At 67.1% G+C, this 13,092-nt stretch carries 7 protein-coding genes and 6 tRNA genes; 12 read left to right on the top strand and 1 reads right to left on the bottom strand.

The window, feature by feature from the left end; genetic code table 11:
- The first annotated feature begins 3 nt into the window (after positions 1 to 3).
- From JGU66_31545 to JGU66_31530, 4 genes are all read left to right on the top strand, one after another.
- A tRNA-Pro gene (locus JGU66_31545) sits at positions 4 to 77 on the top strand.
- 39 nt (positions 78 to 116) lie between these two features.
- A tRNA-Arg gene (locus JGU66_31540) sits at positions 117 to 190 on the top strand.
- Between the two features lie 439 nt (positions 191 to 629).
- Positions 630 to 703, top strand: a tRNA-His gene (locus JGU66_31535).
- Positions 704 to 724: 21 nt separating this feature from the next.
- Positions 725 to 798 (top strand) — tRNA-Arg (locus tag JGU66_31530).
- Positions 799 to 1,010: 212 nt separating this feature from the next.
- On the opposite strand, the gene bet is transcribed toward JGU66_31530, so the two are convergent.
- Positions 1,011 to 2,039, bottom strand: a complete 1,029-nt coding sequence (gene bet / locus JGU66_31525; GenBank protein MBJ6765316.1) for a phage recombination protein Bet — start codon at positions 2,037 to 2,039, stop codon at positions 1,011 to 1,013.
- A gap of 335 nt (positions 2,040 to 2,374) precedes the next feature.
- Between bet and JGU66_31520 the strand changes: the two genes are divergently transcribed.
- The 8 genes from JGU66_31520 to JGU66_31485 all read left to right on the top strand — a co-directional run bounded on the left by JGU66_31520 (position 2,375) and on the right by JGU66_31485 (position 13,089).
- Positions 2,375 to 2,447 (top strand) — tRNA-Lys (locus JGU66_31520).
- Between the two features lie 144 nt (positions 2,448 to 2,591).
- Positions 2,592 to 2,673, top strand: a tRNA-Leu gene (locus tag JGU66_31515).
- Between the two features lie 102 nt (positions 2,674 to 2,775).
- Positions 2,776 to 4,053: a trigger factor gene (gene tig / locus JGU66_31510; protein ID MBJ6765315.1), complete on the top strand. Its 1,278-nt coding sequence runs from the start codon at positions 2,776 to 2,778 to the stop codon at positions 4,051 to 4,053.
- A 36-nt stretch (positions 4,054 to 4,089) separates the two neighbouring features.
- Positions 4,090 to 4,707, top strand: a complete 618-nt coding sequence (gene clpP, locus JGU66_31505; GenBank protein MBJ6765314.1) for an ATP-dependent Clp endopeptidase proteolytic subunit ClpP — start codon at positions 4,090 to 4,092, stop codon at positions 4,705 to 4,707.
- Between the two features lie 225 nt (positions 4,708 to 4,932).
- Entirely contained in the window at positions 4,933 to 6,213 is a 1,281-nt protein-coding gene (clpX, locus tag JGU66_31500; protein MBJ6765313.1) for an ATP-dependent Clp protease ATP-binding subunit ClpX, read from the top strand.
- Between the two features lie 209 nt (positions 6,214 to 6,422).
- Complete coding sequence (locus JGU66_31495; protein ID MBJ6765312.1) at positions 6,423 to 8,609, top strand: S9 family peptidase; 2,187 nt, start codon at positions 6,423 to 6,425, stop codon at positions 8,607 to 8,609.
- 195 nt (positions 8,610 to 8,804) lie between these two features.
- Positions 8,805 to 11,261 carry an endopeptidase La gene (lon, locus tag JGU66_31490; protein MBJ6765311.1) on the top strand — a complete coding sequence of 819 codons (2,457 nt, stop codon included), beginning with the start codon at positions 8,805 to 8,807 and terminating at the stop codon, positions 11,259 to 11,261.
- Between the two features lie 157 nt (positions 11,262 to 11,418).
- Positions 11,419 to 13,089, top strand: coding sequence for a peptide ABC transporter substrate-binding protein (locus tag JGU66_31485; protein MBJ6765310.1), 1,671 nt, complete (start codon positions 11,419 to 11,421; stop codon positions 13,087 to 13,089).
- Positions 13,090 to 13,092: the final 3 nt, after the last annotated feature.

Below are 13,092 nucleotides of genomic sequence, written 5' to 3'. Positions count from 1 at the left end.
TCTCGGGGCGTAGCGCAGCCTGGTAGCGCACCTGCCTTGGGCGCAGGGGGTCGGAGGTTCGAATCCTCTCGCCCCGATTTGAAGTGAAGCCGTAGCGAAGAGGGATTTCGCGGCCAGCTCCAGTAGCTCAGCTGGATAGAGCACCGGCCTTCTAAGCCGGGGGTCGCAGGTTCGAGTCCTGCCTGGGGCGCTCGACCCGGCGTCGAAGATTCTTGAGGACACTGCTCCCGCCTCTGTGGGCGGGAGCAGGACCCAACCCCTTCCTTCCAGTCAGCTGCCGGATGACCTCGACTCTCGGCAGCCCGAGCGGCTCGTTCTCGGGCTGCGCCGCATGGCCAGGCACTGGTGGCTAGCGCGGGACGATTGAGTCGGCTTCTCCCTGCATCCGCGATGCGGCGCTCGCTGGCGTCATTGATGCGCGTGGCGGTGCCTTGGCGGAATGGGCGATGGCCATCCGCGGATGGGGCACGACCTCGCTCAGCCCAAGAAAACCATCGGATTCCAAGGGGTTGTGCGGAGAGGCGATGCTCCGCGCGAAGGATCCGAACGATGCGCGACAGCGATCGCACATTTGGACCTTGAACGGGCCCAGGTTCCGAGGTAGGGAAGCCCGCGTTTTCGTGGTGACGGCGGCCATAGCTCAACTGGTTAGAGCGCCGGACTGTGACTCCGGAGGTTACCGGTTCGATCCCGGTTGGCCGCCCTGTTTCGCCCGCCTTGCCCTGCGTCCATAGCTCAACTGGATAGAGCACTGGCCTTCGAAGCCAGGGGTTGGGGGTTCAAGTCCCTCTGGGCGCGCTTCTCGAAGTCCCGGATGTGGTTCGGGACTCCGGTGTGGGTCGAGCGCTCGTCAACGGAAGTTGACCGAGCATCCCAACACCAGCCGCAGAAATCCCACCGCGCTCCGTTTCTCCAGGTGCCTTCTTCGCTCCCGGCCCGCGACGGTGGGGCACGCGCGCAGGCCCTCCCCAGAAGATTGCGCTCCTCTGGGAAGGGCCGTGCTTCGTTTCTCAGGCGCCCTGTGCGCTCGCGCTGGTGCTCTTCGGCGTGGGGCCGTGGAAGCGCAGCTCTGTCTCAGCCTCCAGGGCCGTGAGGTTCTCGCGCATCGCCTTGGCCCAGCGTGCCTTGGGTTGCTCCATCAGCTTCTCGTGCGCCAGATCGATGGTCTCGGTCAGCTCGGAGTCCGTCAGCTCCGTGGTCGTCTTTCCCTTGTGTGGCCCGAACGCGACCAGGACGGAACTCGTTCGCTCCGCTACAGGCGCCAACGGCACGTCCACGGAGAGTCGCGCGGCCTCGGCCTCATCCTGGGTCGGTGGCGTGAGCGGCAGGGGAGAGAAGGAGGCCTTCACTGGCCCCGGCTTCGCGCCGAGCACTTCATAGGTCCCCGACGCGGGCGCGGGCTCGTCGTGCAGTGACTCAAACTCGTCGGCGGGCATCTCCTCACGGACGTACAGGCCGCCGAAGGCCTCGGGATACGCCTTGCGGAGCACCGCCACGCGGGCGCACTTCTCGATCATCGTGGTGGGGATGCGCGCCCACAGCGGCGTCTGCTGCACGTATCCAGAGAAGTCGAGCCACACCACGACAGGGAGCTTCGCGTCGCGGACCACGCGCGACCACGCTCCAACGAGCGCGCCCTTGCGCTTGGCCGGGTTGAAGCGATGCACCACCTCGCCCTTGCCCTGGTCGACGATGATCTCATCCTCGGCGAACACCGCGCTCGCCTGGATGCCCTTGAAGTCCGGGAAGCGCTCGGCCCGGGCGAGCATGCCGGCCTCGGACGGCTGGAACTCGTACTTGGTCGTCCAGTTGGGCCGCTCGCGAGTGCCGGTGTTCTGCCGGCGCGCCACGCAGAAGGCCTCCTTGAGCAGCGGATCCAACCCGCTGCGCTTGCACTGCTCGATGAAGAGGGCGAACTCATCCTCGCCAATGCCCCGGGGGCAGATGGTGCGCTTGATCAGCTCCACGCGCTCCCGGCTCCACGGATTGCTCGAGGCCACCGCGGCCTCCGTCTTCGCATTCACTTCCGTCACGGTCATCTCCTGCCTTGCTGCTCGAAAAGGGCGGACGACCCCCGTCCGCCCGCATGGCGCCGCCTCGTTCGTGGCTGGGGCCGCCCGCGCTTCGCTCTCGGTGCGAGACGTCTCTTGCTCCGAGGACGGAACGCGGGCCGCGGCGAGGAGCAACAGCCCATGCCGACAGGGGCTTCACGTGCGCGGGGCGGCAGCGCGGAGCCAGGCCGGAACTCGGCCGTCCAGCCGCGAACAGAAAGAATGAAGCAGGGACGTGCGAAAACGCTTTGACAGCGCGCACAGGCCACGGTAGTTACGCCGCCACTTGGACGTCGCGAACGCGACACACCGAGCGCAGGTCCGGGAGCGTAGCTCAATTGGCAGAGCAATGGACTCTTAATCCATAGGTTGTGGGTTCGATTCCCTCCGCTCTCATCACGGGGCCCCTTCAGCAATGAAGGGGCCCCGTTTTTTTTCGGCACTGGGCTCGCGCTGTTCGCGCGTGGGCCAGAGTCGCGCGAAGGACTGCCCTGGCGTCGGTGTTTCGCGGTAAGACGACAAGCGCACGCGGGGACCGTCGGGCGGGTGGCGAAACTGGTAGACGCACCAGACTTAGGATCTGGTACCGCAAGGTGTGAGGGTTCGAGTCCCTCCTCGCCCATTTCGCGTTGACCCGCTCGTGCCTATCCCCTAAACGCGCACGTCCCACTTATCCGGCGCCGTCAGGGGTTTGATGCCCAGCACGGCGGCGAGCGAGGCCCGTATGAAGGTCCAGGTCGAGGAGCTCTCTCCCATCGAGAAGAAGCTCTCCATCGAGGTCGACACCGCCCGCGTGGCGGAAGAGCTCACCCGCGCGTATACCGCGCTCGGCCGGCAGGTGAAGCTGCCTGGCTTCCGCCCGGGCAAGGTTCCCCGTCGCATCCTGGAGCAGCGCTTCCGGGAGCAGGTCGAGGACGACGTCATCCAGCGCGTGGTGCAGACCTCGTATCTGGAGGCCGTGCGCGCCCACAAGGTGGAGGCCGTGTCCTCGCCGCAGGTGACCAACTCGGGCCTCAAGCCGGACGCGCCGTTCGCCTATGAGGCGCGCGTCGAGGTGAAGCCCAAGGTCGAGGCGAAGGAGTACGACGCCCTGCCGCTCGCCAAGGTGGACACCGCCGTGGCCGACGCGCAGGTCGACGAGCAGCTCGAGCGCATGCGCCAGTCGCAGGGTCGCGTGGAGGCCGTCACGGATCGCGACGTCGCCGCCGCGGGTGATCAGGTCACCATCGACTTCGAGGCGACGGTGGACGGCAATGCCTTCGAGGGCAGCAAGGCCGAGGGCATTGGCGTGCAGGTGCGGCCCGGTGAGCTCATCCAGGGCAGCATCGAGGCGCTCGCGGGCGTGAAGGTCGGCGAGTCCAAGGATATCGACTACACCTTCCCGGCCGACTACCAGGCCGAGGACGTTCGCGGGAAGACGGCGCGCTTCCACATCACCGTCAAGGCGCTGCAGAAGATGGTCCTCCCCGCGCTCGACGACGCGTTCGCCCAGGGCACGGGCATGGCTCAGACGGCGGATGAGCTGCGCACGAAGCTGCGCGCGGACATGGAGAAGGCCCGCAAGGCGCAGGCCCAGCAGGACGAGCGCGAGGCGCTCATCAAGGTCCTCATCGATCGCAACGCGTTCGAGGTCCCGCGCGCCATGGTCGAGCGCGCCATCGACTCGATGCTGGATGGAGCCCTGCGCCAGATGGCGCGCCAGGGAATCGATCCGCGCCGCCTCAACCTGGACTTCAACCGCCTGCGCGACGAGATGCGCGAGAAGGCCGTCCAGGAAGTGAAGGGGACGCTGCTCTTCGAGGCGGTTGCCCAGAAGGAGGGCATCCAGTCGACCGATGCGGACGTGGAGAAGCGCATCGAGGAACTCGCCGCGGAGGCGAACCAGCCCGTGGCCCAGGTGAAGAAGTACTTCAAGGGCGAGGACGAGCGGCTGGGGTTGTCTCTGCGACTCCGAGAGGAAAAGACGATTGAATTCCTGAAGGGCCGAGCGAAGTATTCCTGAGGTCTTTCCGCCGAGCCCCCTTGCGAGGTCCACGTCATGCCCTTCATGCCCGTTCCCTACGTCATCGAGCAGACCCATCGGGGTGAGCGCTCGTACGACATCTACAGCCGGCTCCTGAAGGACCGCATCGTGATGCTGGGGACGGAGATCGACGATGACGTCGCGAACGTCATCGTCGCGCAGCTCCTGTTCCTCGAGTCCGAGGACCCGGACAAGGACATCAACCTCTACATCAACTCGCCGGGCGGTTCGGTGACCGCCGGGTTGGCCATCTACGACACGATGCAGTACGTCAAGTCGCCGGTGTCCACCATCTGCGTGGGGCAGGCCGCGTCCATGGGCGCGGTGCTGCTGCTCGCCGGCGCGAAGGGCAAGCGCTTCACCCTGCCCTCCAGTCGCATCATGATTCACCAGCCGCTCGGCGGCGCGCGCGGTCAGGCGACGGACATCGAGATCCAGGCGCGGGAAATCCTCCGCATGAAGGCCCGGCTCAACGAGCTCATCGTCAAGCACACCGGACAGTCGATCGAGCGCGTGGAGAAGGACACCGACCGCGACTACTTCATGGGGGCGTCAGAGGCGAAGGCGTACGGCATCATCGACGCCATCCAGGACCCCCGGAAGTCGGTGGCCGCGAAGGAAGAGAAGAAGTAGGCAGGCGCCGGGGCCCTCGACGGGCCTCGGTCTAGCGGCCGGAGGCTGCGGGGAATGATGGCCCGCGCCTCCGGCTTTCTGCTTTCTGCGCCGCGTTGCCGCTGCTTGTTAAGTACCTGGAAGGTCCGTGGACGCCCTGGACAGGGGCTGACTAGATTGAATCAGGGTTTCCAGGTGCGGGGCGTTTAACGGGGTAGGGGCTTTACCGGCGCAGCGAGGGATTTCATGGCGGGCAAGAACGTGGAGAAGCGAGACAACCAGACCCTCTGCTGCTCCTTCTGCGGCAAGTCCCAGAAGGAAGTGAAGAAGCTCATCGCGGGCCCAACGGTCTACATCTGCGATGAGTGCATCGGGCTGTGCAACGACATCATCGCGGAGGAGATTGACCGCGAGGAGACCAAGGACACCAAGCTGCGCATCCCTCGGCCGAGCGAAATCAAGGCCGTGTTGGATGAGTACGTGGTCGGTCAGGAGCGAGCCAAGAAGACGCTCTCCGTGGCGGTGCACAACCACTACAAGCGCATCGAGTCCAAGATTGCGATGGACGACGTGGAGCTGCAGAAGAGCAACATTCTGCTCCTCGGTCCCACCGGGTCTGGAAAGACGCTGCTGGCGCAGACGCTCGCGCGCATCCTCAACGTTCCGTTCACCATCGCGGACGCCACGTGCCTCACCGAGGCGGGCTACGTGGGCGAGGACGTGGAGAACATCATCGTCAACCTGCTGCAGGCGGCCGACCACGACATCGAGCGGGCGCAGCGCGGCATCGTCTACATCGACGAGATCGACAAGATCGCCCGCAAGTCGGAGAACCCGTCCATCACCCGTGACGTCAGCGGCGAGGGCGTGCAGCAGGCGCTCTTGAAGATCATCGAGGGTACGGTGGCCAACGTTCCGCCCAAGGGCGGACGCAAGCATCCCCAGCAGGAGTTCCTGCAGGTGGATACCACCAACATCCTCTTCATCTGCGGCGGTGCCTTCGGTGGCCTGGAGCAGATCATCGAGCGGCGCCTGGGCGGGCGCAGCCTGGGCTTCGGCGCGGAGATCCAGTCGAAGAAGCAGCGCAACCTCTCCGAGCTGCTCAAGCACGTGGAGCCGGAGGACCTGCTCAAGTTCGGCATGATTCCGGAGTTCATCGGTCGTCTGCCCATCATCACCGCGCTCGAGGAGCTGGACGAGCCGGCGCTGGTGAACATCTTGGGTCAGCCCAAGAACGCGCTCACCAAGCAGTACCGCAAGCTCTTCGAGCTGGACGGCGTGGCGCTCAAGTTCACCGAGGGCGCGCTCAAGGCCATCGCCTCGGAGGCCATCCGCCGCAAGGCGGGCGCGCGCGGCCTGCGCTCCATCCTGGAGACGGCCATGCTGGACGTGATGTACGAAATCCCGTCCCGCAAGACGGTGCGCGAGGTGGTCATCTCCGAGGAGGTCATCCTCAAGAAGAGCGACCCCGTCATCCTTCACGCGCAAGAGAAGGACGCCGCCGAGCCGAAGAAGGAATCCGCCTGAGTCGCGCTTCTCCCCTCGGGAGAAGCGCAGTCTGACGGGGCGCGTCACGTGGTCGCGAAGCCAGCGACTCGGACGCGCCCCGGGTGTTCTCAGGTACCCCGCGACGGGAGGGCAGGCGGGCCTCGTCGCGGGGCTCACTTTTTGTGGGACGGGCCGTTGGCTTTCTGTATCTGCTTCGGCCCATGCGAAAGCTGCTCGTTCCCGCCCTGATGTCCCTCGCGGCGTGCGCCACCACGCAGGAGGCCGCGCGCGAGGCAATTCCCGCGTCCGCCTCGGCGGATGCCCGGCCCGCGGTCGCCGCGGCTCGCTCGGAGGATGTCTCCCGGATGGCTTATCCCCACACTCCGTCCCAACCCATCGTGGACACCGTGCACGGCGTGCAGGTGGCGGATCCCTACCGCTGGCTCGAGGACGAGAAGGCGCCCGAAGTCCAGGCGTGGATGAAGGCCGAGAATGATCAGGCGCGCGCCGCGCTGGCCCAGATGCCGGGCCGAGACGCGCTCGCCCAGCGCTTCCGCGAGCTGTACTACGTGGACTCGATGACCGCGCCCCTGCGGCGAGGCAGCCGGTACTTCTACTTCCGCACGCACAAGGACAAGGAGAAGGCCATCCTCTACTGGCGCGACGGCGAGGCCGGCGCGGAGAAGGTGCTCCTCGACCCGAACGGCTGGAGCAAGGACGGCACCGTGTCCCTGGGCACGTGGGTGCCCTCGTGGGACGGCAAGCGCGTGGTGTTCGCGCAGCGGCCCAACGCCGCGGACGAGGCCGTGCTGCACGTGCTCGACGTGGACTCGGGTGAGTGGTCCAAGGTCGACGTCATCGAAGGTGCGAAGTACGCCGGCCCGCATTGGACGCCCGACGGCAAGGGCTTCTATTACGAGTGGCTGCCCACCGACCCGAGCATCCCCGTGGACGCGCGCCCCGGCTACACCACGCTGCGCTTCCATCAGCTGGGACAGGACCCCAAGAACGATGCGCTGGTGCACCCGCGCACGGGTGACCCCACCACGTTCCTTCAGGGCGACCTGAGCCGCGACGGCAAGTACCTCTTCGCCTACGTCATCCGCGGCTGGAGCGAGAACGACATCTACTGGAAGCACCCGGGTGAGAAGGACTGGCGGCTGCTCGTGAAGGGGCAGGGCGCCAAGTACACCGTGCTCGCGTGGAAGGACCGCTTCTACGTCACCACCGACGAAGGCGCCCCGCGCCAGCGCGTCTTCGTCGTGAACCCGACGAAGCCCGAGCGCGCCGCGTGGCGGGAGCTGGTCGCCGAGGACCCGGTGGCCTCGCTGGAGAACACCACCGTGGTGGGCGGACACCTGTCGCTTGAGTACCTGCGCGATGCCGCGACGGAGGTCCGGTTGGCCACGCTCGAGGGCAAGCCCGTGCGCACGGTGCAGCTGCCCGGCGTGGGCGCCGCGTCCAACCTGCTGGGGCAGGAGGATTCAGACGAGGCGTACTTCTCCTTCAGCTCCTTCACCACGCCGCGGCAGGTCTACAAGACGTCCGTCGCCAGCGGGAAGGTGAGCCTGTGGTCGCGGGTGGAGATGCCCATGGACCCGGACGCGTACACCGTGGAGCAGGTCTTCTACCCGTCCAAGGACGGCACGCGGGTGCCCATGTTCGTGGTGTACCGCAAGGGCCTGAAGCGCGACGGTACCGCGCCCACGCTGCTGTACGGGTACGGCGGCTTCTTCGTGAGCATGCAGCCCGCCTTCCGCTCCAACATCCTGCCCTGGCTGGACGCGGGCGGCGTGTACGCGGTGGCCAACCTGCGCGGTGGTGGTGAGTACGGCAAGGCGTGGCACGACGCGGGCCGGCTGGCGAACAAGCAGAACGTGTTCGACGACTTCCACGCCGCGGCCGAGTACTTGACGCGCGAGCACTACACGCAGCCGAGCAAGCTGGCCATCTACGGTGGCAGCAATGGCGGCCTCCTGGTGGGCGCGGCCATGACGCAGCGCCCGGAGCTGTACGGCGCGGTGGTGTGCGCGGTGCCGCTCCTGGACATGGTGCGCTACCACCTCTTCGGCAGCGGGCGCACGTGGACGCCGGAGTACGGCTCGGCGGAGGACGCGGCGCAGTTCAAGACGCTGTATGCCTACTCGCCCTACCACCACGTGCGGCCGGACGTGCGCTACCCCGCGCTGCTGATGATGAGCGCGGACCACGATGACCGCGTGGACCCGCTGCACGCGCGCAAGTTCGTCGCGGCGCTGCAGGCCGCCCCGGGCAACACGTCGCCGGTGCTGCTGCGCATCGAGGCGAACTCCGGGCACCAGGGCTCGGACCAGGTGGCCAAGGCCATTGAGTCCAGCGCCGACATGTACGCGTTCCTCTTCCAGGCCCTGGGCGTGAAGGCGCCGGCTTCCGGGGTTGCGGTGGAGGGGCACTGAGGCCTCGGGCAGGCGCCCGGCGGTGCTCAGGTGTTCCCTTGATGGCAGCAGTGGCTCCCCCCATCTTCACGCGGGGAACGGGGGCTCGAACTGCCGTGTTATAGAGCCGTGTTTCACCTCGCACTCGCGCCCTGCGCGGGTGTGGGCAACTCTTGAAGGGCTTGCCTGTACGGCTGGCCAGCAGGTGGCGGATACATGTTCTTCGGACGTGACGACAAGAAGGAAGCCCAGAAGCGGGGACTCACCGTCCCGCTCTTGCCCCTTCGGGACATCATCGTGTTCCCGCACATGGTGGTGCCGCTGTTCGTCGGCCGGGAGAAGTCCATCGCTGCCCTCAAGGACGCGATGGCCCACAAGGGGCCGGACGACAAGGCCGTCATCCTCATGGCCGCGCAGAAGAAGGCCAAGACGAATGACCCCACCCCCGACGACATCTTCCACTTCGGGACCATCGGGCATGTCATCCAGCTGCTGGGGCTGCCGGACGGGACGCTGAAGGTTCTGGTGGAGGGCGTGCGCCGGGCCCGGGTGAAGAAGTTCCACCCGAACGACGCCTTCTTCATGGTGGAGGTGGACGAGGTCGAGGAGCAGACGGAGAAGAGCGTGGAGCTGGAGGCGCTCGTTCGCAGCGTCCACTCCGTGTTCGAGGCCTTCGTCAAACTCAACAAGCGCATCCCGCCCGAGATGCTCATGCAGGTGGCGAGCATCGATGAGCCCGCGCGCTTGTCGGACACCATCGTCGCGCACCTGTCCCTGAAGCTGAATGACAAGCAGGCGCTGCTCGAGACGGAGTCTCCCGCCAAGCGGCTGGAGAAGCTCTACGAGCTGATGCAGGGCGAGATCGAGATTCTCCAGGTGGAGAAGAAGATCCGCACGCGCGTCAAGAAGCAGATGGAGAAGACCCAGAAGGAGTACTACCTGAATGAGCAGATGCAGGCCATTCAGAAGGAGCTGGGTGAGCGCGACGAGTTCAAGAACGAGATCCAGGAGATTGAAGAGAAGCTGAAGAACAAGCGGATGAGCAAGGAGGCCACGCTCAAGGTCAAGAAGGAGCTGAAGAAGCTCCGGATGATGAGCCCGATGAGCGCCGAGGCCACCGTCGTTCGCAACTACATCGACTGGATCATCAGTCTCCCCTGGTACGAGGAGACGCAGGACCGGCTGGACGTCACCGAGGCCGAGCGGGTGCTGAACGAGGACCACTACGGCTTGAAGAAGCCGAAGGAGCGCATCCTCGAGTACCTCGCGGTGCAGCAGCTGGTGAAGAAGCTCAAGGGTCCCGTGCTGTGCTTCGTGGGGCCGCCGGGCGTGGGCAAGACGTCGCTGGCGCGGTCCATCGCGCGGGCCACGGGGCGCAAGTTCGTGCGCCTGAGCCTGGGCGGCGTGCGTGACGAGGCCGAGATTCGCGGCCACCGGCGCACGTACATCGGCGCGATGCCGGGCAAGCTCATCCAGTCGCTGAAGAAGGCGGGCAGCAACAACCCCGTCTTCCTGCTCGACGAAATCGACAAGATGTCCACGGACTTCCGTGGCGACCCGAGCGCGGCGCTGCTGGAGGTGCTGGACCCCGAGCAGAACCACACCTTCAACGACCACTACCTGGACCTGGACTACGACCTGTCCAAGGTCATGTTCATCTGCACCGCGAACACGATGCACAACATCCCCGGTCCGCTGCAGGACCGCATGGAGGTCATCCGCATCGCGGGGTACACCGAGCCGGAGAAGCTCTCCATCGCGCGGCGCTACCTCATCCCGAAGGAGCAGGAGGCCAACGGGCTGACGGACCTCAAGGTGGACTTCAGCCACGAGGCGCTGCGGACCATCATCCACCGCTACACGCGCGAGTCGGGCGTGCGCTCGCTGGAGCGTGAGATTGGCGGCGTGTTCCGCAAGATTGCCCGCGACGTGCTGAAGAACGGCAAGCGGGACATCGAGGTGGACCGGCGCACGGCGATGAAGTTCCTGGGCACTCCGCGCTTCCGCTACGGCGTGGCGGAGCAGGAGGACCAGGTGGGCATCGTCACGGGGCTGGCGTGGACGGAGCTGGGCGGTGAGATTCTCACCACCGAGGCCACCACGATGCCGGGCAAGGGCAAGCTCATCATCACCGGCAAGCTGGGCGAGGTGATGCAGGAGTCCGCGCAGGCGGCCATGTCCTACGTGCGCAGCCGGGCCGAGCGCTTCGGCATCGACAAGAAGGCGTTCGAGAACTTCGACATCCACGTGCACCTGCCGGAAGGCGCCATCCCCAAGGATGGTCCGTCCGCGGGCGTCACCATCTGCACCGCCCTGGTGAGCGCGCTGACGCGCGTGCCCATCCGGCGCGATGTGGCGATGACGGGTGAAATCACCCTGCGCGGTCGGGTGCTGCCCATCGGCGGTCTGAAGGAGAAGACGCTGGCGGCGCACCGGGCGGGCATCAAGACGGTCCTCATCCCCAAGTCGAACAAGAAGGACCTGCGCGACATCCCGCTGAAGATTCGCAAGCAGCTGCGCATCGTCCCGGTGGAGTTCGTGGACGAGGTGCTCCGCGAGGCGTTGGTGCTGGAGAAGCCCGAGGAGTTCGGCCGCAAGCCGGTGGGCGACGGCGTGAAGCCGCAGGGCGGTGCTTCCGAGGCTCCGTCCTCGCCGGCCGGCGCTCCCGCCTGAGTTCGTCGCTCGGCGGAGCGGTCTGAAGAAGTGACAAGCCAGGGAGCCGGCCGACCAGGAGTCGCCGGCCTCCTGGCTTCTCTCTTTTCTGGGGCGGGTCGCGGTACAACGGGGCCCGGTGGCTCCCCGCGCGCGACTCTGGAGGTCCTTGCTGCTCATGGCCGTGGCCCTCGGGGCCTGCGGGCCGTGCGGCTTCCAGCCCGACGCCGGCATCAAGGTCGTGGTGCCGGCCATGCCCACCACGCTGGATTGGAGCCACTCGGACCCCGCGAGCTGGGCGAACTATCCGGTGATGCTCGCCACGCAGAAGGGGCTCACCTCGCTGGGGGCGGACCATTCGGTGGGGCCTGGGCTCGCCGAGCGTTGGGAGCGCGTGCGGGACCCTCAGGGCCGCGAGCTCTACACGTTCCATCTGCGTGGGGACGTGCGCTGGTCGGACGGCTCGGCGCTCACCGCGCGGGACTTCGTCTTCGGCTGGCGTCGCGCGCTGCGAGGCCGTGAGCGAGGCGAGATGGCGGACCTGGAGGGCGCGGAGCATGCGCTCGCGCTCCAGGAAGCAGGTGCCCCCGAGGCGGACGTGGTGGCGGCGCTCGAGCGCGTGGGCGCGGAGGCGGTGGATGCGCGCACCTTGCGGGTGACGCTGGCTCGCCCGCGCAGCTACTTCCTCTCGCGCCTGGCCAACGTGTACATCTTCTTCCCCGCGCCCGCGGCGGACCTGGAGGGCAAGTCGGCCGAGGCGGTGCGTGATTACTTCGACCGGCCTCGTGATGGACGACCGCTCGCGCTGGGCCCGTATCGCGTGGAGGCGTGGGACCGCGCGGGTGAGCGCGTGCGGCTCGTGTACAACCCGCGCACTGCGTTCCCACCGCCGCTTGGACCGGGCGAGTCTCCGGCGCCGGTGCTCACGTTGATGAAGTCGGAGATTGGCCCGGCCCTCTACGAGCGCGGCCGGGTGGACTTCGTCTTCGTGGACAGCGCCGCGGCCTTGCGGACCCGCGCGCCCGCGGACCTCCAGCGCGAGCCGCTCTTGTCCACCTACTTCCTGGCCTTCAACACGCAGCGCCCGCCGTTGGACAAGCCCGAGGTTCGCCGTGCGCTGGCTCGCGCGCTGGACCGGGAGGCGCTGTTGGCGGGGCTGTTGCCCGTGGCGCGCGTGTCCAACGTGCTGCTGCCGGCGGAGTTGCCTGCATCCGCCTCGCCCGAAGAGGCCGCGCGGTTGCCTTCTCATGACGAGGCCCGAGCGCGTGAGGAGCTGGCTCGCGCCGGTGGGGTGGAGCGTCCGCTGCGCTTGGTGGTGAAGGCGGGAGACTCGTTCGTGCCCGAGGAAGCACTGGCCGAGCGCATCGCCGCGCAGCTCGGGCGCGTGGGCGTTCGCGTGGTGGTGGATGTTCGCTCGGACTTCTCCGCGGAGGTGGCGCGGCGCACTCCGGAGGGGCCGCGCGCGTATGACTTGTACGTGCGGCGGCTGGGCGCGGACTACGCGCATCCCAACACGTTCTTCACGCTGTTCGAGCGCGAGGGCAACCACCAGACCGGCTGGGAGACGCAGGCCGGTGGCGAGCCCATGGCGCGCTTCGAGCGGCTGCTGGAAGACGCGGACGCGGAGGCGGATCCGTCGCGCGCGCGGACACTCTACGTCCAGGCTCAGGACGTGCTCGTCGGGGAGCAGGCTGTCATCGCGCCGCTCTACCATCCGGATCGCTACTTCCGCGTTCGCGCGCGGCTGCACGGATTGGACGTGGATCCGTTCAACTTCCTCGCGCTGCCCTCGCTGCGCCTGGGAAGTGAGTCGGGAGCGGTCGCGGCTGACGCTCGGGGAGGGCGCTAGCGC

The organism is Myxococcaceae bacterium JPH2 (genome assembly GCA_016458225.1).
Lineage (GTDB): Bacteria > Myxococcota > Myxococcia > Myxococcales > Myxococcaceae > Citreicoccus.
The sequence above is the reverse complement of the archived record's forward strand: the minus strand, read 5'-3'. Positions and strand labels throughout refer to the sequence as shown.

Coding starts and splice junctions, on each gene's coding strand:
- bet (MBJ6765316.1), bottom strand. CDS start 2,039: ATGACCGTGACGGAAGTGAATGCGAAGACGGAGGCCGCGGTGGCCTCG.
- tig (MBJ6765315.1), top strand. CDS start 2,776: ATGAAGGTCCAGGTCGAGGAGCTCTCTCCCATCGAGAAGAAGCTCTCC.
- clpP (MBJ6765314.1), top strand. CDS start 4,090: ATGCCCTTCATGCCCGTTCCCTACGTCATCGAGCAGACCCATCGGGGT.
- clpX (MBJ6765313.1), top strand. CDS start 4,933: ATGGCGGGCAAGAACGTGGAGAAGCGAGACAACCAGACCCTCTGCTGC.
- JGU66_31495 (MBJ6765312.1), top strand. CDS start 6,423: ATGTCCCTCGCGGCGTGCGCCACCACGCAGGAGGCCGCGCGCGAGGCA.
- lon (MBJ6765311.1), top strand. CDS start 8,805: ATGTTCTTCGGACGTGACGACAAGAAGGAAGCCCAGAAGCGGGGACTC.
- JGU66_31485 (MBJ6765310.1), top strand. CDS start 11,419: ATGGCCGTGGCCCTCGGGGCCTGCGGGCCGTGCGGCTTCCAGCCCGAC.